The sequence below is a fragment of the Acinetobacter sp. AKBS16 genome, assembly GCF_002899995.1.
In the GTDB taxonomy this organism is placed as follows: Bacteria; Pseudomonadota; Gammaproteobacteria; order Pseudomonadales; family Moraxellaceae; genus Acinetobacter; species Acinetobacter baumannii.
In genome coordinates, this window is record NZ_POYH01000052.1 from 75,635 (window position 1) to 96,634 (window position 21,000).

The 21,000-nt window shown below is 40.8% G+C and carries 15 protein-coding genes and 1 pseudogene; 15 read left to right on the top strand and 1 reads right to left on the bottom strand.

From position 1 onward, the window contains the following. Positions 1–53 precede the first annotated feature (53 nt). Positions 54–386 carry a hypothetical protein gene (locus C1642_RS09275; protein ID WP_000169599.1) on the top strand — a complete coding sequence of 111 codons (333 nt, stop codon included), beginning with the start codon at positions 54–56 and terminating at the stop codon, positions 384–386. A gap of 2 nt (positions 387–388) precedes the next feature. Then, positions 389–1,213 carry a putative RNA methyltransferase gene (locus C1642_RS09280; RefSeq protein WP_002125608.1) on the top strand — a complete coding sequence of 275 codons (825 nt, stop codon included), beginning with the start codon at positions 389–391 and terminating at the stop codon, positions 1,211–1,213. A gap of 17 nt (positions 1,214–1,230) precedes the next feature. On the opposite strand, the gene ponA is transcribed toward C1642_RS09280, so the two are convergent. Continuing rightward, positions 1,231–3,786: a penicillin-binding protein PBP1a gene (gene ponA / locus C1642_RS09285; RefSeq protein ID WP_000736677.1), complete on the bottom strand. Its 2,556-nt coding sequence runs from the start codon at positions 3,784–3,786 to the stop codon at positions 1,231–1,233. Between the two features lie 162 nt (positions 3,787–3,948). Here ponA and C1642_RS09290 point away from each other — a divergent pair, with 162 nt between their 5' ends. The 13 genes and pseudogenes from C1642_RS09290 to C1642_RS09350 all read left to right on the top strand — a co-directional run. Beyond that, positions 3,949–5,007, top strand: coding sequence for a pilus assembly protein PilM (locus tag C1642_RS09290; protein WP_002014066.1), 1,059 nt, complete (start codon positions 3,949–3,951; stop codon positions 5,005–5,007). Further along, on the top strand, positions 5,007–5,648 hold the full coding sequence (locus C1642_RS09295; protein ID WP_000201223.1) for a PilN domain-containing protein: 642 nt from the start codon (positions 5,007–5,009) through the stop codon (positions 5,646–5,648). Before C1642_RS09290 ends, C1642_RS09295 begins: the two co-directional genes overlap by 1 nt. Then, a complete protein-coding gene (locus C1642_RS09300) occupies positions 5,645–6,385 on the top strand; it encodes a type 4a pilus biogenesis protein PilO (protein WP_000076101.1) in 741 nt (246 codons plus the stop codon). The genes C1642_RS09295 and C1642_RS09300 overlap by 4 nt, the downstream gene beginning before the upstream one ends. A gap of 10 nt (positions 6,386–6,395) precedes the next feature. After that, a complete protein-coding gene (locus C1642_RS09305) occupies positions 6,396–6,923 on the top strand; it encodes a pilus assembly protein PilP (RefSeq protein ID WP_000695065.1) in 528 nt (175 codons plus the stop codon). Positions 6,924–6,985: 62 nt separating this feature from the next. Then, positions 6,986–9,151 carry a type IV pilus secretin PilQ family protein gene (gene pilQ, locus C1642_RS09310; protein ID WP_004742153.1) on the top strand — a complete coding sequence of 722 codons (2,166 nt, stop codon included), beginning with the start codon at positions 6,986–6,988 and terminating at the stop codon, positions 9,149–9,151. A gap of 11 nt (positions 9,152–9,162) precedes the next feature. Next, positions 9,163–9,732, top strand: a complete 570-nt coding sequence (aroK, locus tag C1642_RS09315) for a shikimate kinase AroK (protein ID WP_000643712.1) — start codon at positions 9,163–9,165, stop codon at positions 9,730–9,732. 28 nt (positions 9,733–9,760) lie between these two features. Further along, positions 9,761–10,843, top strand: coding sequence for a 3-dehydroquinate synthase (gene aroB, locus C1642_RS09320; RefSeq protein ID WP_001193997.1), 1,083 nt, complete (start codon positions 9,761–9,763; stop codon positions 10,841–10,843). A 15-nt stretch (positions 10,844–10,858) separates the two neighbouring features. Continuing rightward, a complete protein-coding gene (locus C1642_RS09325) occupies positions 10,859–11,734 on the top strand; it encodes a hypothetical protein (RefSeq protein WP_103236234.1) in 876 nt (291 codons plus the stop codon). A 461-nt stretch (positions 11,735–12,195) separates the two neighbouring features. Beyond that, positions 12,196–16,671: a glutamate synthase large subunit gene (gene gltB / locus C1642_RS09330; protein WP_001139944.1), complete on the top strand. Its 4,476-nt coding sequence runs from the start codon at positions 12,196–12,198 to the stop codon at positions 16,669–16,671. A 70-nt stretch (positions 16,672–16,741) separates the two neighbouring features. Beyond that, a pseudogene (locus C1642_RS09335) lies at positions 16,742–18,161 on the top strand (FAD-dependent oxidoreductase). A 175-nt stretch (positions 18,162–18,336) separates the two neighbouring features. Further along, entirely contained in the window at positions 18,337–19,224 is an 888-nt protein-coding gene (locus C1642_RS09340; protein WP_005130727.1) for a metal-dependent hydrolase, read from the top strand. A gap of 130 nt (positions 19,225–19,354) precedes the next feature. Continuing rightward, positions 19,355–19,945, top strand: a complete 591-nt coding sequence (locus C1642_RS09345; protein WP_000846931.1) for a LemA family protein — start codon at positions 19,355–19,357, stop codon at positions 19,943–19,945. A 21-nt stretch (positions 19,946–19,966) separates the two neighbouring features. Next, a partial coding sequence (locus C1642_RS09350; protein ID WP_103236235.1) for a TPM domain-containing protein occupies positions 19,967–21,000 on the top strand: 1,034 nt, incomplete at its 3' end.

The following is a 21,000-nucleotide window of genomic DNA, read 5'->3' on the forward strand; positions in this document are numbered from 1 at the left end:
TTTGGTGTCAATATAAAGCCAGTTTCTACTGGCTTTTTTTATTGGAGAGGTAAATGACAAAAGTTGCTGGTCTAGACCAATTATCTGTAATTAATCAAAAAGTAGTTGGAGAGGGCGAAGTCTTACCTCAAGTTGTACTTAAAGATGGAAGTCAGGTGCAAACAGGAACTGTCGCGACGATGCTGCATAATATTGAACTCTATAATGCGGGGCAAAGAGGGCAAATTGAAGAAGAGTTGAAGATCGCAATTCCAACTTTAATTAAAGTGGGCTTATTTGATTTGTTTGAAGTAGAGGAATGGATTAAGGGAACAAATGCAGGCCGTACATTTGTTGGAATGCACGCTAAGGCTTATTTACAACAAAAAGAACAAGAGAATAATTAAACGTGACTACGCAAAATTTAATGTGCCCTGTATGTCGTCAACGACTTGAGCTGGTAAGCAAAACATGGCGGTGTGAACAGGGCCATAGCTATGACATTGCAAAGCAAGGTTATGTGAACTTACATGTTGTACAACACAAACATAGTAAAAATCCGGGAGATACTCCTGAGTCTGTAGATGCGCGCCGTGCTTTTTTACAAGGTGGCTATTATCAACCTTTACAGCAAGCAGTAGTTCATTTGCTGAAGCAGCTTAAAGCTAAAACGGTACTTGATATTGGCTGTGGTGAGGGCTATTACACCAGTGCAATGCAACAGGTCGTTGAACAGTGTATAGGTGTAGATATTGCAAAAAATGCAGTACAACGCGCAGCAAAGTTAAATGACAAAGTGACATGGGTGGTTGGTACAGGAGCAACTTTACCGGTCATCGATCAAAGCATGGATGTGTGTACGAGTCTTTTTAGCCCGATTCCCCAAACGGAAATTCTGCGTGTTTTAAAAGATGATGGTTATTTAATTGTTGTGACCCCGGCAACCAATCATTTGTATGCGATGCGTGAGGCGTTGTTTGAACAGGTTAATCCTCACACACCACAGAAATTTGTTGAACAATTGCAAGATTTATTTGAGTTGAAAGAACAGCAAGTTATTGATGCTCCTTTAGTACTTGACCAGCAGGCTTTAAAAAATCTTATTGCTATGACTCCCTATGCTTATAAGGCATCTCCAGAACGTCGTATGCAATTAGAACAGAAAGCACACTTACAAGTGACCGCATCTTTTCAAATTTATCTTTTTCAAAAGCGTAATAAAAAAGCCATCTAACGATGGCTTTTTTATTTTTATTCAATTTGATTAATCAAGTTTTCTAATTCATCTTTTTCACGCTTCGGCGCTGCCCCTTGCGAAGGTTTCATCGCTGGAGGTGTTGTCTTGGAAGGAATCACAATTTCCTCACCCGGTAAGTCATCGAAGTCATTATTGGTGGTTTTAGGTTGTGGTGGTGCAGGACGATAGAGTGGGCGTGCTAATGGAGGGGCAGCACGATAGGTTTTCTTATCGCCTACTTCAGTTGTGACTTCTTGCTTATCGCGAGAAATAGGTGCCTGAGCATCTTTTTCTAAACGAACCCAAGCAGCTGGTGTACCTTGCAATGCTTGACCCATAAAGTTAATCCAGATTGGTAGTGCAGCAATACCACCATACTCACGGCGACCAAGTGTAGTCGGCTGGTCAAAACCAACCCATGTTACAGTTACTAACTTGCCATTAAAACCTGCAAACCATGCATCTTTTGCATCGTTAGTCGTTCCTGTTTTACCTCCTAAATCACTACGGCCGATCTTGAGTGCAGCACGACCTGTACCATGCTCAATTACGTCACGTAAGATATTTGCCATGTCATAAGCAGAGCTTGATTTTAAAATGCGCTGAGCTTGACGATATTGACTGTTATTTTTGTCCGTCTGTTTAAGATTGAGTTGTTTGGTTGTCTTTTCTTTCTGCTCTAGCTCTTTATTTGTGACTTCAACAACTTGATCGTCTGGAGTAGTTACCTGTGCATCGTCAGTTGTCTCAGGAGCATTAATACATGGAATACATGCATATTCTGGCTTGGCTTCGTAAATGACTTTACCGTATGCATCTTCAATACGCTGAATAAAATGCGGTTGAACGCGGTAACCACCGTTTGCAAATGTTGCATAACCAGTTGCCATTTGAATTGGTAATACTTGAGGCGTACCTAAAGCAATGGTGTAGTTACGTGGAATTTGATCCTCTTGTAAACCAAAATCCATGAATAATTGGCGAGTACGTTCAATTCCTACAGTTTGTAAGAGTCTTACTGAAACCGTATTACGAGACAAATACAAAGCACGACGTAATGGGATCATGCCTAGGTAGCGACCATCAGAGTTTTTCGGTGTCCACTTGCCAATCGTAATAGGGCTATCATTCACCATGCTATAAGGTGTCATGCCACGTTCTAATGCTAAAGCATAGAGGAATGGTTTGATGGTAGAACCTGGCTGACGCCAGCCTTGTAAAGCACGGTTAAATTTTGATTGATAGAAATTATAACCACCTACAATTGCTTCAATTGAGCCATCGTTTGGGTTAATTGCAATGAGCTGACCTTGAACTTTTGGTACTTGAACTAGTGACCACGCAGTTTTAGCTTCATTTGGGCGTAAACGAACAATATCTTTAACTTTAACAATTTGAGATGCACGAGAAGGTGCTGCACCTACGCTATTTGCATTGCGATAGGGACGGGCCCATGACATGCCGGACCATTGCACGGTTACTGTTGAGCCATCTTGCATTAATGCTTCAAAAGAGCTGCTATTTACCTTGGTGACTTGCGCCGGATAAGTGTTGGCATATGCTCTAAATTCGCTTAATGGCTTATCATGTGCTTCTGCACCACGCCAGCCATGACGACGGTCATAAGCTTCAAGACCGTCCTGCACAGCTTTTTCCGCAATCGCTTGGCGTTTCGCATTAATTGTTGTGTAGACTTTATAACCAGAATCAATTGCTTGTTCACCAAAATGTTTTACAAGCTCTGAGCGGACCATTTCACCTGCGTAAGGGTGAATATTATTTAGGTCACGGTTGGGCATATTCAAATTGATTGGCTCTGCAACGGCCTTTTGATATTCCGCTTGAGAGATATAACCAAGTTGAAGCATTCGGCCTAAAATCCAGTTGCGACGTTCAAGTGCACGCTCAGGGTTAACAACTGGATTATATTTAGATGGTGCTTTAGGCAAGCCGGCAATCATGGCCATTTGGGCAATGCTGAGCTCATTAATGCTTTTGTTGTAGTAAATCTTTGCAGCCGCTGCGATACCGTAAGCATTTTTACCTAAGAAAATCTTATTTACATAGAGGCTTAAGATGTCTTCTTTAGATAAGTTTTGCTCAATTTTTCGAGCCAAAAAGATTTCTGTTAGTTTGCGTTTTAATGTTCTTTCTGGACTTAAATAATAGTTCTTTGCGACTTGCATCGTGATGGTTGAACCACCAGTTTGTACATCAGAACCCGTAACACTTTCACTCAAAGCACGGCCTAAACCTTTAAAACTAATGCCGCTATGTTCAAAGAAAGAAGAATCTTCTGCTGCTAGAAATGCATGAATAAAATTAGGAGGAATTTGTTTGTATTCAACCGGAATAGAAAGTTTGCCACCGTATTCAGCAATGAGTTGATTGTCGGCTGTATAGACTTGCAATGGTTTTAAAAGCGGTGCTTTTTTTAGTGAACTCATTTCCGGAAGCGTTGGGGCAATATAGAGATACATGCCATAGAATCCCATCGGAAGTGAGACTAAGATAATAATAATGATCAAAAAAATTGGACGCACGAAGCCCAAACTGGATAGCTTTTTCATGATAAGTAAGCTTTAATAAGATCGAATACAAACTAATTGTGGTCAGTATAGCCTTTAGACATGCGGATTGTTAGATGAGATATTGTATCCGTGTAAAAATAAAGACCGAGATTATTGGTTTGTAATTTTTTTTTGGGGATAAAAAAATAATAGGACAATAGTGTGCTCAGGTTATATCGTAAACCTAATAAGGGGTTAATGGGTGTCGATATTAGTTCGACTTCTGTTAAGTTGTTAGAGCTCTCTGTCAAGAACGGTAAATATTGGGTAGAAAGCTATGCTTTGATGCCTTTACCCGAAAACAGTGTAGTTGAAAAAAATATCTTAAATCCAGAAGCAGTTGCAGAGGCTTTGGAACGGGCGATGAATTTAGCAAATCCCCAAACCACTCATGCTGCAATTGCTGTTCCGACATCGACGGTTATTCATAAAACTATCGAAATGGATGCAGATATGAGCGATGACGAACGCGAAGTTCAGATTCGTGTAGATGCGGAGCAGTATATACCGTTCCCTTTAGATGAGGTGAGCCTTGATTTTGAGGTTTTGCCGGATCGTCTTGCGAATCCAAATCGTGTAAATGTGCTCTTGGTCGCCACAAGAACAGAAAACGTTGAAACACGCGTTGAAGTGCTTGAATTGGCAGATTTAAATCCTAAATTGGCTGATGTCGAAAGTTACGCGGTTGAGCGCGCTTTTAGCGTGTTTGCTGATAGCTTACCGATGGGTGCAAATACCATAGGGATTTTAGATATCGGTCATACCATGACGACATTATCTGTCATGCAAAATGGCAAGATTATTTATACACGAGAGCAGGTTTTCGGCGGAAAACAACTTACGCTTGAAATTCAAAGTCGTTATGGTTTGTCTTTAGAAGAAGCAAGCCGAGCAAAAAAAGATCGCTCTTTACCAGATGATTATGAAATTGAAGTGCTAGACCCATTTCTAGATGCGGTAGTTCAGCAGGCGGCCCGTTCACTACAATTTTTCTTTTCTTCATCCCAATTTAACGAAATAGACCATATTTTGCTCGCTGGTGGAAATGCGAATATTCCAGGCCTTGCTAAGCTTTTGCAGCAAAAATTGGGCTACCGTGTCACGATTGCCAACCCGTTTTTACAAATGGGCTTTTCTCCTCAAGTCGATGTTCAAAAAATTGAAAATGATGCTTCATCTTTAATGGTGGCATGTGGCTTGGCTTTAAGGAGTTTTGATTAATGGCAACAATTAATTTACTGCCTTGGCGCGAAGAGCTGAGGGAGCAACGAAAAAAACAATTCATAACGTTATGTTTTGGGGTGGTTGTTTTGGGGATTACAACCGTATTTGGGGGATGGTTTTATTTTGACCATAAATTAGATGATCAAGAGCAAGCGAATCAGCTCATTATGAGCACAAATCAGAACCTTGATCAGCAATTAAAAACATTAAACGGCTTACAGGAACAGCGTGATGCCATTATTGAACGCATGAAGTTGATCCAAGGTTTGCAGAGTCAACGTCCAGTAGTGGTAAGACTTGTTGATGAGTTAGTTCGAGTCACACCACCAGCTATGTATTTAACGAAATTTAGCCGAACCGGAGATAAGTTTACGATTGAAGGTAAAGCTGAGAGTCCAAATACAGTAGCCGAACTACTCCGTAATCTTGAAGCATCTCCTTGGTATCGTAATGCTTTTATGAACTCTTTCTTGGCTAATGAAGAGAAAAAAGATAAGGCTGCAAGTTCTCTTCTTCCTAGGGTGGAAGACCACTATGGTAGTTTTGTTGTGACTGTCGATTTGGGGGAAATGGGCGTGGCCACAACGGATGATTCTGCTAAGCCATCTACAGGTGAAAGTGTGGGGGCTGCTAAATGAGTCAAGACGAACTTCAAGAATTGTCATTAGAACAATTATCTGCAAAGAAAAAGAAATTTAATCTCGATAAATTCCTTCAGCAATTTAATACGCTGGATATGAACAACTACGGTAGTTGGCCAATATCTGTAAAAATTACGTGTTGGATTTTTATTTTCTTTGCTGTGTTAGCTTTGGGGTATTTCATTGTTATTCAACCGAAATTACAAGCTATTGATAATGCTCAAGCTCAGGAAAGCAATTTATTAAACGAATTTCGTGAAAAAGACTCGAAATTACGTAACCTGCAACAGTATCAGGTACAGCTTCAAGAAATGCAGGCAAATTTCAACCAGCAACTAGAGCAGTTACCAAAAGAAACTGAGATTCCGAGTTTAGTTGAAGATATCAACTTAACAGGAGTGAACTCTGGATTGAAATTTAAAAATATTCGCTTGGAAGATGAAGTAAAGCAGGAAATTTTTATTGAGCAACCAATTGCCATAGAAGCGACCGGGGACTATCACGCATTTGGAGCTTTTGTAAGTAGTATCGCTGCTTTGCCTCGTATTGTAACCATGCACGATTTTACTGTTGACGTATCGCCAGCTAAAGATAACAAGTCTGATATTCCTGTGCTGAACTATTCCATTAAAGCAAAAACATACCGATACGTAGGGGCAACAGATACATCGGAGCAAACAGGCAAAGCTCCAGCAGCATCTGCTTCAACGAACACTACTGTTCAGCCGAAATAGGAGAGTTATGATGAAAATTAAGCAAATTACTCTTTATGTTTTGGCGTGTGCTGTGCTTGTCGGTTGTGATTCAAGAATTGATGCAGTAAATCAGGAAATGGCCAATATTCGTAATCAGCCGCCACTCCCTATTGAACCAGCACCGATTTTTACTCCTGTACCGCAATTTAATTACGCTGCTCATCAATTAAAAAGCCCATTTATGCCAAGTTCTCTAGCTGCCGAGCTCAAGATTATGGCGGGGAAACGGGTTTATCCGAATTTCTCACGTGCGCCGCAACCACTCGAAAGTTATGCTCTTGAAGCTTTAAATATGAAAGGGAGCATGCGAAATAATCGAGGGCAGATATTGGCCTTGATCCAGACACCGGATCAGCAGATTGAACGGGTACAAGTGGGTAACTATATGGGTATGAATCAGGGCCGTATTACCCATATTAGTCCAACCCAGATTGATCTGGTTGAAATCGTACCTGATGGTCGAGAAGGCTATGTCGAAAGACCAAGAACCTTGGTCTTGATTGGGCCTGCACCCTAAAATTTAGGGAATAACAACGAAAAAATATTTTTAAAGATTATTTAATTGGGGATGGTCAGACAATGAATCACGTATTCCGTCAGTTTTCTATGGGGGCTGTAGCTATTGCGATTATGCAGGCTGCATCTGCACAGGTCAGCATGACCAACATTGTACCAATGCAAATTGCAGGTCAGGGCACAGAAATTAGAGTCATGTTTAATGGCTTGCCACCACAACCACAAGCTTACCAACTTGAAAATCCTTCACGTTTAATCCTTGATTTTGATAAGGCACAGCAAGGTTTAAAACAGTCTAAAATTAGTGTTGCAACTAATGAGGCAAGTTCTGTAGATGTTACTTCAGATGACCAGCGCTCACGTTTAACTGTAAACCTAAAAGATGCTGGAGCATTTACAACACGAGTCGAAGGCAATACTTTCATTTTAAAAATTAATTCTGCTCAAACAAGTAATAAGCCGCTACCTGTGGTCTCAGCACAACCACAGGGAGTTTCAAATATTGGCTTTCAGCGTGGTAGTCAGGGAGAAGGCCTGGTTGTTGTAGATCTTTTAGGAAATAATACGCCTGTAGATGTTCAGCAGCAGGGTAGTAAAGTCGTTATAAGAACAATAGGTACAAAAATCCCGACACATTTAGCACGTCGCTTAAATGTAAATGATTTTGCAACCCCCGTTTCAAGTATCGATGCTTATAATGATAAAGGGGTTGGTGTAATAACTATCCAGTCCTCTGGTAGCTATGAATATATGGCCTATCAGGCGGAGAATAAGCTCACGATCAGTTTGAAACGTCCCCAAGATAAAAATGTTACCTCTTTATATAAAACGCCAAATTATTCAGGAAATAAACTTTCATTAGACTTCCAAGATATTGAAGTACGCCGTGTGTTGCAATTACTTGCTGATTTTACAGGCATCAATATGGTAGCTGCCGATAGTGTACAAGGTAATATCACACTACGTTTAAAAGATGTACCTTGGGATCAGGCTCTTGATATTATTTTAAAAACTAAAAATCTTGATAAACGCCGTAATGGCAATGTGATTTGGATTGCTCCAGTTGCAGAATTGATTAAAGCGGAAGAAGAAGAAGCGAAAGCTGTTGCACAAAGTGTCAAACTTGCACCCTTACAGACTGAGTATATTCAACTGAAGTATGCTAAAGCTGGCGATATTATGGGTCTCATTACACAAGGCTCAAATAATAGTAATGGCTTACAACATACTTCTGGTGGAGGGACCTCAACTTCAACCAATTTAAATACTGGAGTTGATAGTCTAGGCAATAATGTGGGTAGTTTGCTTAGCCCGCGTGGCACTATTACTCAAGATGACCGAACTAATACTCTTATTATTAACGATACTGCTCAGTCAATTGATCAAATTCGTAAAATGATTGACTTGCTTGATGTGCAAGTTAAACAGGTTATGGTTGAAGCACGTATTGTGAGAGCCTCTACGTCATTTACCAAAGAACTTGGTGTGAAGTGGGGCATTCTGTCGCAAGGTATTACCAATAACAACAATTTGCTGGTTGGCGGTAGTGAAACAACTTTATGGAATTTACGTGAGCCGAAGAAAGATGAAACTACAGGTGGGTATAAATATACGATTGAGCGCCCAGATAACTTAAACGTGGATTTAGGGGTTTCTAATCCTGCAGGAAGTATTGCTTTTGGCTTGATTAGTATGTCTGACTTTATGTTAGATCTTGAATTGTCTGCTTTACAAGCGGATGGTTATGGTGAGGTTATTTCTACCCCTAAAGTCATGACTGCCGATAAACAAACAGCAAAAGTTGCAACTGGTCAACAAGTTCCATATCAATCTACAACTAACTCTGCAGCAGGTTCAACTGCTACAACATCTTTTAAAGATGCTTTGCTGAGTTTAAATGTGACACCAAGTATTACACCTGATGGTAAGATTCAAATGAAGTTGGATATTTCTAAGGATTCTGTAGCGGGTGCGGCTCCAAATGGAGAGTTGATTTTAAATAAAAATAATATCAACACCAATGTATTGGTAGATAATGGCGAAACTGTCATTTTGGGTGGTGTTTTTGAGCAAACGACTATGAATTCACAAACCAAAGTTCCTTTCTTTGGTGATATTCCTGTCGTTGGGCGTTTATTTAGAAAAGATGTAAAGTCTGATGATAAACAAGAGTTGCTGATTTTCGTTACACCACGAATTGTTAATGACACTTTAGCGAGAAATCATTAATATATTTTTTAATGAAAGCAATTGAAATAGGTGGCGCCTTGCCAAGCAAAGCGTTTGAAACCCTACCAAATATTTATTTGGTAGGGCCCATGGGGGCAGGAAAAACAACCGTTGGACGTCATTTAGCAGAACTATTAGGGCGTGAATTTTTAGATAGTGATCATGAAATTGAGCGCAAGACAGGGGCCACTATTCCCTGGATTTTTGAAAAAGAAGGAGAAGTCGGCTTTCGTACGCGTGAAACTGTCGTTTTAAATGAGCTTACTTCACGTAAGGCATTAGTGCTTGCCACAGGTGGCGGTGCTATTACTCAGGCGCCTAATCGGGAGTTTTTAAAGCAACGTGGAATCGTTGTTTATCTATATACTCCTGTCGAATTACAACTACAAAGAACCTATCGCGATAAAAATAGACCTTTATTACAAGTTGAAAATCCTGAACAAAAATTGCGGGATTTATTAAAGATCAGAGATCCTCTGTATCGTGAAGTTGCACACTATACGATTGAAACGAATCAAGGCGCTGCACGTGATCTTGCCCAAAAGATTTTGCAACTTATTCTATCGAACAAGTTAAAATAGACGAACTGACTAGTGGTTTTATAAATTCATGCAAACTTTACATGTTGAATTAGGCGAACGCCGTTATCCTATTTTCATTGGTAGCCAACTTGACCCGAAACAATTACTAGAGCCTTATATTCATGGTCAACAGGTCATGATTGTGAGTAATGTTACGGTTGCGCCTTTATATTTAAGCCACTATCAGGAAGCTTTGGAAAGTCTAGGTAAAACGGTTGCGACCTGTATTTTACCTGATGGCGAAAAGTATAAAGATATTCAGCATTTAAACTTAATTTTTGATGCATTGCTTGAAGCTGGTTTTAACCGTGATTGTACGGTTTTAGCTTTAGGTGGTGGTGTCATTGGTGATATGGCTGGTTTTGCTTCTGCTTGTTTCCAACGTGGCGTTTACTTTGTACAGGTTCCTACGACCTTACTTTCACAAGTAGATTCAAGTGTTGGTGGAAAAACAGGAATTAATCATCCGCTTGGCAAGAATATGTTAGGTGCTTTTCAGCAACCACAAGTTGTTTTAGCTGACATGGCACAATTGAATACATTGCCAGAACGTGAGCTTTCGGCCGGTTTAGCCGAAGTAATTAAATATGCACTTTTAGGTGATGAAGATTTCCTGGTTTGGCTTGAAGAAAATATGGATGGCCTGGTTGCAAGAGATGCTGACCTTTTAGCAGAGGCTGTTTATCGTTCATGTGCTCACAAAGCCCGCATTGTTGCCAATGATGAGAAAGAGCAAGGTGAACGTGCTTTACTTAACTTAGGTCATACTTTTGGTCATGCGATTGAGTCGTATCTAGGTTATGGAACTTGGTTGCATGGTGAAGCTGTAGCAACTGGAATGGTTATGGCGGCAGATTTATCACAACGTTTGGGTTGGATCTCAAATGAAGATGTGGCACGTACAAAAAAAATCATTCAACGTGCAAATTTGCCGATATCATGTCCACAAATTCCATTGGATGATTTCCTTGGATATATGGCTCATGACAAAAAAGTTCTTAATGGGCAATTACGTTTGGTGTTGTTAAAACAACTCGGACAAGCTGTAATTACTAAGGACTTTGATGTTGAACTTATGAAACAAGCTATTTTGGCGAATCAACACGGATAACAAATAAGGTAAAGCATGACTGTATCACGTACACTTTGGCAGAATGTTCAACAATATATCTGGTTGGTTGGTGGTATTGTCTGCTTATTCCTTGCTTTTATTTTTTGGGTCATAACTGATAATAAAAAACTGGTTGAGGTTGAAAAGTCAGCTGATTCCGATGCACCCGTACAAATTCAGCCAGAGAAAGTTGCAACCACTCCTAACTTAGGTGCTTTAGCTGACGAGGTTCGTCCACTGGATTTAACAACGCGAACTGTGGCGTCAGGTGAACATGAGCCTGAGTTTCGTGGTACAAAATTTATTAATGAAAATAAAAAACAATGGACGCTTGAGTTATTCAGAGCTTCTGATGAAGACATCATTAAAAACTTTTTAAAAAGTCGTACTGATCGTAATAAGTTTATTTATTTCCGCTTAAGCGGAGAACAACAAGCAGAACAGTATGTGTTGGCTTACGGAACATTCAAACGTTCAGAAGATGCGGTTCAGCAATTAACACAGATTAATTTGCAGTTACCTGATTCAGTTAAACCTCAGCCACAGCAGTTCTCAAGTTATGCCCCACTGGTAAATGATTTGGGGGCAGATGAGATGAAAGGTGGCAATAATCAGTTATATGAAGTTAGATTGCGTCCAGCGGCTTTGCCTAGAATTGATGAATCTTTATTAATGTCAGCTCCAGCGAGTAGTACCCTAAACACTCAGCCAAAACCTACTAGTACTAACTCGGCTACAAAAACTACTATTGTGCGTCGTGATGTGGCAGGAAATGTGGTTGATGTACAACAATCGAATTCTAATATTGATCAGCCAAATAAACCTGCGCAGACACGGGTTAATGAGAATCAACCCAAAAATGCTACAAATGAGGGCACAAGAGGGAACTAAATCACCTTAAGTTGTGCTCCAAAATAGGGCAAATATAAGGTGTATTAATATTTTTTTGACCAGATGTGGTGCATATTTAGTCATTTTTTAACATGATAACGTGAATAAAATAATTATATTTATAATAAATATAAAGATTTAGGTTTATTTTTCTACTTTGGCACACTTTTTGCTTTATTGTTGTGCTTATTAATGTGCTGCAAACTATTTTAGCCTCTAAAAAGTGAATTCTATGCAGAGTCGTGGGGTCGAACTGCTTTAAAAGAGTGCGAAATAAGTCAAAACATTTTTCTAGCAAAAACCAGTGTACGTAAAAATGGAACAGCGTATATTGGCTTATCCGCCCAAAATTTTTTTTTGCGAAACATTGAGCTAACTATCGTCCATAGGCACTATCGCAAAAAGAAGTTGTTTGTTTGACGCTCGAAAGAGCCTTATTGAAAGAAGGGTACGCTATGCACATGCCATCGCCTAATACTGTAGCTCCCGCTCAAGGTTTATATCAGCCTGATGAGTTTAAGGATAACTGTGGTTTTGGACTGATTGCCCATATGAAGGGTGAATCAAGTCATCATCTAGTAGAAACCGCGATTCACAGTTTAAGTTGCATGACGCACCGTGGTGGTATTGCCGCAGATGGCAAGACGGGAGATGGTTGCGGCTTATTATTGGCGATGCCAAAGCAATTTTTCCGTGATGAAGCAAAAAAACTGAGTGATATTACACTGAGTGAAATTTTTGCTGTGGGTACGGTATTTTTAAATATTGATCCAGCATTAGCACAGCACTCTAAAAATATTTTAACGAAAGAAATTGAGTCAGAAGGTTTACGTGTACTTGCTTGGCGTATCGTTCCAACAAACAACGATGCATTGGGTGAAATCGCGCTTCAATCTTTACCTGCTTTTGAGCAAGTCATTGTGAACTGTCCAATGGGCGTAACTGAGGTTGAATTTAACCGTAAGTTATTCTTGGCGCGTCGCCGTGCGGAACAACAACTCCAAAATGATCCGCTATTTTACGTGACTACGCTTTGCTCGACAGTTATTAGCTATAAAGGCCTAATGATGCCTGCGGCGATTGCCGAGTTTTATACAGACTTGGCAGATGAGCGTTTAAAATCACATATCGTGGTATTCCACCAACGTTTCTCTACAAATACATTACCGCGTTGGCCATTAGCTCAGCCATTCCGTTATCTTGCACATAATGGTGAAATCAACACAATTACAGCAAACCGTAACTGGGCATTAGCGCGTACTCCTAAATTTGAAAACCCATTATTACCAGGTCTTACTGAGCTTAACCCGATTGTAAACCGTACAGGATCGGACTCTTCAAGTTTAGATAATATGCTTGAGATTCTGGTGGGCGGTGGTATGGATTTATTCCGTGCTTTACGTATGCTCGTGCCACCAGCTTGGCAGAACGTTGAAACTTTAGATGCAGACTTGCGTGCATTCTATGAGTTCAACTCTAAACATATGGAAGCTTGGGATGGTCCGGCAGGCCTCGTTATTCAAGATGGTCGTCATGCGATTTGTATGCTTGACCGTAATGGTTTACGTCCAGCGCGTTGGGTTATTACCAAAAATGATTACATTACCTTGGCATCTGAAATTGGTGTTTGGGGTTATGAGCCAGAAGATGTGGTATCAAAAGGTCGTGTAGGTCCTGGTCAAATCTTGGTTGTAGATACCCTTACAGGTAAAGTGCTTGATACTAAAGATGTTAGCAATCACTTGAAAAACATGCGTCCGTACCGTGAGTGGTTACGTGACCATGCAATTCGCTTAAATGCAAACCCGGAACTTGAAGAACAACTTGTTGATAAAGGTTTAACTGGCGATGCATTAAAAGCGGCTCAAAAAATGTTTATGGTGACATTTGAAGAGCGCGATCAGTTGTTACGTCCAATCGCTGAGAGCGGCCAGGAAGCTGTGGGTTCTATGGGTGACGATACACCAATGGCTGTATTGTCTCGTCAAGTACGTCATGTGACCGATTACTTCCGTCAACAGTTTGCACAGGTGACAAACCCACCAATTGACCCATTACGCGAGTCAATTGTTATGTCACTTGAAACCTGTTTGGGTCGTGAGCAGAACGTATTCGAACAAGGTCCTGAGCATGCTGATCGTATCATCATCTCTAGCCCGGTTTTATCAAATTCAAAAATGCAGCAAATTCGTAGCATTGAACGTGCGGGTTATGAGGCGGTTGATATTGATCTGAACTATGCTGAAACCGAAGGTTTACAAGCTGCGATTACTCGTATTTGTGAAGAATCTGCACAAGCGGTTCGTGATGGTAAGACCTTAATTGTTTTAACTGATAAAAACATTCGTCAAGGTTATTTACCTGCAAATGCTGCGCTTGCAACAGGTGCGGTACACCATCACCTCATAAAAACTGGTTTGCGTACTGATGCAAACATTATGGTTGAAACCGGTTTTGCACGTGATCCACATCAATTTGCGGTGTTACTCGGTTTTGGTGCTACTGCCATTTATCCATACCTTGCATATGATGTAATCAATGATTTGATTGCTAAAGGTGAGCTTTTAGGTGATCCAATCCATGCACAGGCAAACTTCCGTAAAGGTATCGAGAAAGGCTTATTAAAAGTTCTTTCAAAGATGGGTATCTCGACAGTAGCTTCTTACCGTGGTGGTCAGTTATTTGAAGCAGTTGGTTTATCTTCTGAAGTTGTAGATCAATGTTTCTTAGGTGTTCCTAGTCGTATCCAAGGTGCAACATTTGTTGATCTTGAAAATGACCAGAAAAAGTTAGCGGCCACAGCTTGGTCTAACCGTAAACCAATTGATCAAGGTGGTTTGCTGAAATTCGTATTTGGTAAAGAATACCACGCATTTAACCCAGACGTGATTAACTCGCTACATAAGGCAGTTCGTTCTGGCAAATACGAAGACTTTAAAGAATATGCCGAGTTAGTGAATAACCGTCCGATCGCGACTATTCGTGACTTGTTTAAGTTAAAAACAACCAATCCAATTCCGGTTGAGCAAGTTGAATCGGTTGAAGCTATCTTGCCTCGTTTCGACTCGGCAGGGATGTCTTTAGGTGCACTTTCTCCAGAAGCCCATGAAGCAATTGCAATTGCCATGAATACCATTGGTGGTCGTTCAAATTCTGGTGAGGGTGGTGAAGATCCTGCGCGTTACGGCACAATTCGTAACTCGAAAATCAAGCAAATTGCATCTGGACGTTTTGGTGTAACACCTGCTTACTTAACTTCTGCTGAAGTCTTGCAAATTAAAGTTGCTCAAGGTGCAAAACCGGGTGAAGGTGGCCAGTTGCCAGGTGGTAAAGTGAATGGCTTGATTGCACGTTTACGTTACTCTGTTCCGGGTGTGACACTTATTTCACCTCCACCGCATCATGACATTTACTCAATTGAAGATTTGTCGCAACTGATTTTTGACTTGAAACAAGTTAACCCGAAAGCCATGGTATCTGTGAAGTTAGTATCTGAGCCGGGTGTAGGTACGATTGCTGCAGGTGTTGCTAAAGCATATGCAGACTTTATTACCATTTCAGGTTATGACGGTGGTACTGCTGCGTCTCCGCTTTCATCAATTCACCATGCAGGTTCGCCATGGGAGCTTGGCTTGAGTGAAGCGCATCAGGCACTTCGTGTAAATGACTTGCGTGGCAAAGTACGTGTACAAACTGACGGTGGTTTAAAGACTGGTCTTGATGTTATTAAGGCAGCTATTTTAGGTGCTGAAAGTTTCGGTTTTGGTTCTACACCAATGATCGCATTAGGTTGTAAATACCTACGTATTTGCCACTTAAACAACTGTGCGACTGGTGTTGCAACTCAACAAGATCATTTACGTCAAGAGCACTATATTGGCGAACCACAAATGCTCATTAATTTCTTCCACTTTATTGCAGAAGAAACTCGTGAATGGTTGGCGGCTCTTGGTGTAGCTTCACTTAAAGACTTGATTGGTCGTGTAGATTTACTTGAAGTCTTACCGGGTGAAACAGAGAAACATGCTCATCTTGATTTAAGTGCATTGTTAACTTCTCATCCTGCTGCTGAAGGTAAAGCGCAGTATTGTGAAGTAGAAGGTAATGCACCGTTTGACAAGGGCGTATTGGCTGAAAGAATGGTTGAAGAAATGCTTCCTGCAATTGAGTCAAGCGCTGGTGGTCAATTCAACTTTAATGTCGTGAACTGTGACCGTTCAATTGGTGCACGTGTATCGGGTGAGATTGCTCGTCGCTATGGCAACTTGGGTATGGAAGCACATCCGGTTGTAATGAACCTAACAGGTACTGCTGGTCAGTCACTTGGTGTTTGGAATGCTGGTGGTTTGCACATCCGTCTTGAAGGTGATGCAAATGACTATGTAGGTAAAGGTATGGCTGGTGGTCGTATTTCGATCTTCCCACCAAAAGGTTCACCTTTCCAGACACAAAATACAGCAATTATTGGTAATACTTGTTTGTATGGTGCAACTGGCGGTAAGTTATTTGCTGCAGGTACAGCAGGTGAGCGTTTCGCGGTTCGTAACTCTGGTGCGTTTGCTGTTATTGAAGGTGCAGGTGACCACTGCTGTGAATATATGACTGGTGGTGTTGTGACTGTGCTTGGAAAAGTGGGTCATAACTTCGGTGCAGGTATGACAGGCGGTTTTGCTTACGTGCTTGACCTCGATAATGACTTTGTAGATTACTACAACCACGAGTTAATTGACTTAACCCGTATTTCAACAGAATCTATGGAAGATCATAAAGAATTCTTATTGCGTATTATTGACGAGCACATCAAGGAAACAGGTAGTGCTTGGGCTTACAAAATCCGCAATGAGTTTGACTTCTACAGCCGTAAATTCTGGCTTGTAAAACCAAAAGCTGCTAACTTGCAATCGCTTTTGAAAACTACACAAGCTGACCCACAATAATTCCACGACTGCAAAGACATAGGCAGGTGCGGGCAAACAAGGAAATCCGCGCCTACCCACGGAGAGAGACATGGCAGAACGCCTAAATAATGACTTTCAATTTCTGGATGTACCACGTCAAGATCCAGAGAAAAAAGATATTACTGTCCGCAAAGCAGAGTTTGTGGAAATTTATAAACCTTTTACTTCGGAAACTGTAACCAATCAGACGCACCGTTGTTTAGGTTGTGGTAACCCATATTGCGAATGGAAATGTCCTGTACATAACTACATTCCAAACTGGCTAAAACTCATTGCTGAAGGCCAAATTTTTCAGGCTGCTGAGCTTTGCCATCAAACAAATACTTTACCTGAGGTATGTGGTCGTGTATGTCCACAGGACCGTTTGTGTGAAGGTGCTTGTACCTTAAATGATGGCTTTGGTGCAGTAACAATTGGTAATGCTGAAAAATATATCAATGACACGGCTTTTGCTTTGGGTTGGCGCCCAGATATGTCACATGTGAAGTGGACAGGTAAAAAAGTTGCAATCATTGGTGCAGGTCCAGCAGGCCTAGGCTGTGCCGACATTTTAGCTCGTGGCGGCGTTAAACCAGTGGTATTTGACAAGCGTCCTGAAATTGGTGGCTTACTAACATTTGGTATTCCAGAATTCAAAATGGAAAAAGATGTGATGAAGCGCCGCCGTGAAATTTTCACTGGCATGGGCATTGAATTCCGCTTAAATACTGAAATTGGTAAAGACGTCACGATTGATGAATTACTTGCTGAATATGATGCAGTATTCATGGGGATGGGAACTTATACCTACATGAAAGGTGGTTTCCCTGGTGAAGATCTTGACGGTGTTTATGATGCGCTTGATTTCTTAATCTCTAACGTGAACCGTTGTCAGGGATGGGAAAAGGACCCAAGTGAATACATTAGCATGGATGGTAAGAAAGTTATTGTTCTTGGTGGTGGTGATACCGCAATGGACTGTAACCGTACTTCATTACGTCAAGGTGCCCACGATGTAACTTGTGCATACCGCCGTGATGAATAATATGCCGGGTTCTGCACGTGAAGTAAAAAATGCGTATGAAGAAGGTGTAAAGTTCTTATTTAACCGTCAACCAATCGAGATTGTTGGTGAAAATGGTAAGGTAACAGGCGTAAAAGTGGTAACGACACAAATGGGTGAACCAGATAGTCGTGGCCGCCGTAGTCCTGAGCCAATTCCGGGTTCTGAAGAAGTTTTACCTGCTGATGCAGTTTTGCTAGCGTTCGGTTTCCGTCCAAGCCCTGCTGACTGGTTTGGTAGTGTGAATATTAATCTTGATGGTTCTGGTCGTGTTGTTGCACCTGAACAGCAGGAATTTAAATTCCAGACTTCAAACCCAAAAATCTTTGCTGGTGGTGATATGGTACGTGGTTCAGACCTTGTAGTTACAGCAATCTGGGAAGGTCGCCAAGCTGCTGAAGGTATTTTAGATTACCTTGGTGTTTAATCTAAAAAAATCATTATTAAAGTTTTTGATAAAGCCTGCGATATGCAGGCTTTATTTTTTTACCATTAGTCAGTTTGATGCTTTTGGCAAATACAATAAGCTTTTTTGCCCTGTTTAGCCCCTTAGTCGCAAGAGATACTCAAAGCTTCCTTCTTCAATACAATAGGTGTTGAATATGAATATCGCAGGTATGACGGCAGAAAAATCATATTTAAATCGTCGAAAAGCGTTGGGTATTACAGTGCGTCGCCTTGAGTTTAATCCTCAAGCTATCAAACGCTATTATTTTGCAAATTCGCCTTTAATGTCCCATTTTTTAACTGCACTCTCTTCAACATTTCCAGTAGGAGAACAGTTTTTTGTAAATAGCGTGCGTAATGTACGTGACAAAGTTTCCGACCCTCAATTACAGGCTCAGATTGCGGCATTTATTGGGCAAGAAGCAATGCATTCGAAAGCACATGGAGAGTTCAATGAGGCTTGGCGTCGTGATGACTATAATCTGGATCGCTTTCAGAGCTGGTTGAATGAGCGTGACAAGTATTTAAGAACAATTTCTCCTAAGCTGCAGCTAGCACTGACATGTGCATTTGAGCATTTTACGGCTTTGCTGGGAGGATATATTTTACAGCATCCAGAACTTCTAAAAACTTTGGATCAAGATGCGCTAAAGCTTTGGGTTTGGCATGCTATAGAAGAAATTGAGCATCGTTCAGTTGCATTCGATGTCTATCAACAGGTATATGGCGATGACCGTATTCGTCGTTTACTCATGCGGAGTGTCACTACAGGGTTTGCAAGTCTTGCTTTTTATGGCACTACACGGCTATTTTGGCAAGATAAATGGAAGAGCTTACCTAAAATCGGAGGTAACTTATTTGGGCTATATTTGCTTGCTAAAATGCTTATACAGCTAACTCCTGAATATTTTGCTTATTACAAAAAAGACTTCCACCCGAATCAAAAAGATTATGGCCATATGGTCGATTATTGGAAAAGCTATTTGGCCGATGAATATCAAATGACGAGTTTCCAAGAGGAAAAAAATCCAAGACCAAGCTAATAAAAAATCGGATTTAAAAATCCGGTTTTTTTAAATCTATAAAATAAAAGCAACACAATAATGCCAAAATCGTCATACAATCGGGAAAAGTGGTTAAAAATATAAAGAAAAACTTGAGGATAATGTGACGATGAAAACGTTTAAACAACTTGCTATCGCGACAACACTTGCCAGTACCCTATTATTTTCAGGCTGTGGCTATAATACCTTACAGGTTAAAGATGAAGCTGTAACAGCGGCTTGGTCTGAAGTACAAAACCAATATCAACGTCGTGCCGATCTAGTTCCAAATCTGGTAAATGTTGTAAAAGGTTATGCTAAACATGAAGAACAGGTTTTAACAGAAGTCACTCAAGCACGTGCCAATGTTGCAGGCTTGAAGGTTGATAAAGAAGTATTAGAAGACCCAGCATTACTTGAAAAATATCAACAGGCACAAAGCCAGTTAACTGGGGCATTATCTCGACTTATTGCCGTTTCAGAAAACTACCCGGATTTAAAAGCCAATACCCAATTCCAAGAATTGCAAGTTCAGCTTGAGGGAACAGAAAACCGAATTGCTGTTGCCCGTAATCGTTATATTACAACTGTTCAGGACTATAACGCTTATGTTCGTCAGTTCCCACAAGCAGTAACAGCGAAAGTGATTGGCATGCATCCTAAAGCCAATTTCTCTGCAGAAGCATCTGCTCAACAGGCTCCAAAAGTTTCTTTTGATTAATTTAAATCAAAGGAGTGCCGCATGAGAAATACTATATTGCTTCAGTCTAAGCAAATTAGGGTATTCGTTATTACCTTAATTATTCTCTGCTGTGGTGTTCTGTTTCAGAATGCGGCTTGGAGTGAGAATAATATTGCCACTGCTACCGATGAAACGGATACGGTAGTGGCAGGCAAAATTATTCAACAGCAGCAAGCTCAAGCATCTAAGCCTCAAATAAATTCTCAGGCAGCTTCGAGTGTCACACCTCAAACGCAAGTTGCAAATGATATGGCTGATGGTGAATCAATTCGCGGTTTACCAACATTAAATCAACCTGTCATTGATCAAGCTAACGTTTTGAGTGAAACCGAAAAACAACAGCTTAGCCAGAAAATCTTAAATCTGTACCAACAAGGTAAAGCACAAATAGGCATTGTGATTGTACCGACTACAGGTCAAGAAGATATTTTTGATTATGCTTTGCGAGTAGGTGAAAAATGGCAACTCGGTTCGAGTAAACGAGATAATGGCTTACTTATTGCAGTTGCAATTAATGACCATAGAATACAGATTCTAACTGGATACGGTTTAGAAGGAGTATTACCTGATATTGTTGCAAGTCGAATTATTCGAAATCAAATTACCCCTTATTTTAAACAAGCCCAATATGCTCAAGGACTAAATGCAGGACTTGATGAAATTGGAAGAATTTTAAATTTAGATCCGGAAGTTGCTCAGCAAGCTGCTCAAGATTTAAAAGAACGCCAACATCAAGCTGCCGAAGAACAACAAGCCAAACAAACTACGCTCACAATGGCTTTATTTATTCTTGTTGCTGGGGTTGTGGGATCATTTATTGTTGGTCGACCACTTAGCGCGTCAACAGCTGGCGTTGCGGCAGCGGTAGCTGGTTTTGTAAATGGTGCTGGCGTAGTAATGAGTTTACTACTGGGTTTTGGCATTTTCTTTTTACTCATAACTTCAATTGCCCAACTGATTTTACAGGCTATTCTGAGTGGAGCTGGTGGCGGCGGACGCGGAGGAGGTTTTGGCGGTGGTGGCGGAGGCTATGG

Coding starts and splice junctions, on each gene's coding strand:
- C1642_RS09275 (WP_000169599.1), top strand. CDS start 54: ATGACAAAAGTTGCTGGTCTAGACCAATTATCTGTAATTAATCAAAAA.
- ponA (WP_000736677.1), bottom strand. CDS start 3,786: ATGAAAAAGCTATCCAGTTTGGGCTTCGTGCGTCCAATTTTTTTGATC.
- C1642_RS09295 (WP_000201223.1), top strand. CDS start 5,007: ATGGCAACAATTAATTTACTGCCTTGGCGCGAAGAGCTGAGGGAGCAA.
- C1642_RS09300 (WP_000076101.1), top strand. CDS start 5,645: ATGAGTCAAGACGAACTTCAAGAATTGTCATTAGAACAATTATCTGCA.
- C1642_RS09305 (WP_000695065.1), top strand. CDS start 6,396: ATGAAAATTAAGCAAATTACTCTTTATGTTTTGGCGTGTGCTGTGCTT.
- pilQ (WP_004742153.1), top strand. CDS start 6,986: ATGAATCACGTATTCCGTCAGTTTTCTATGGGGGCTGTAGCTATTGCG.
- aroK (WP_000643712.1), top strand. CDS start 9,163: ATGAAAGCAATTGAAATAGGTGGCGCCTTGCCAAGCAAAGCGTTTGAA.
- aroB (WP_001193997.1), top strand. CDS start 9,761: ATGCAAACTTTACATGTTGAATTAGGCGAACGCCGTTATCCTATTTTC.
- C1642_RS09325 (WP_103236234.1), top strand. CDS start 10,859: ATGACTGTATCACGTACACTTTGGCAGAATGTTCAACAATATATCTGG.
- gltB (WP_001139944.1), top strand. CDS start 12,196: ATGCCATCGCCTAATACTGTAGCTCCCGCTCAAGGTTTATATCAGCCT.
- C1642_RS09340 (WP_005130727.1), top strand. CDS start 18,337: ATGAATATCGCAGGTATGACGGCAGAAAAATCATATTTAAATCGTCGA.
- C1642_RS09345 (WP_000846931.1), top strand. CDS start 19,355: ATGAAAACGTTTAAACAACTTGCTATCGCGACAACACTTGCCAGTACC.